The sequence below is a fragment of the Aerococcus sp. L_32 genome (assembly GCF_050689315.1).
Map to the genome: position 1 here is coordinate 1 of NZ_JBOEQF010001273.1, position 516 is coordinate 516.

Here is a 516-nt window from a genome sequence, read left to right on the forward strand (position 1 = left end):
TTATCTTCAGTGTACCTGAAGATAACGCTTCTAAACAAGCTGAAATCTTAAATAAGGCTTATTTACAAAATCAAGAAAATAATGATGAATAAATTGCGATAACAAGGTAAACTAGAAATAGCTTTACTCGTCCGGATAAAAATCCATTTACCGGATGCAAGAATTTCAAGGAGGATATTTGGGATACATGGCAATTGAAGTAGGAAATAAAGTTACTGGAAAAGTTACAGGGATTACAAAATTTGGTGCATTTGTTGATTTAGGAGAAGGCAAAAATGGTTTAGTCCACATCTCTGAAGTAGCTGAAGGCTACGTGAAAGATATCAACGATGTCTTATCGGTTGGAGATGAAGTAACTGTTTTAGTGACCAATGTAGCTGATGACGGTAAGATTGCATTGTCAATCCGTCGTTTAAACGCAGATGGCGCAAGCAAACCAGCGTCTTCTAATCGCGGAAACAACGATGGTGGCGGTCGCGACCGTGGCAACCAAAACTTCCGTAAAGATGACAACCG

1 protein-coding gene is annotated in these 516 nt (G+C 39.0%); it reads left to right on the forward strand.

Annotation, left to right across the window (positions count from 1 at the left end; all coding sequences use genetic code 11):
- Positions 1-187: 187 nt before the first annotated feature.
- A partial coding sequence (locus tag ACRCJ0_RS19290) for a S1 RNA-binding domain-containing protein (RefSeq protein ID WP_431391838.1) occupies positions 188-516 on the forward strand: 329 nt, incomplete at its 3' end.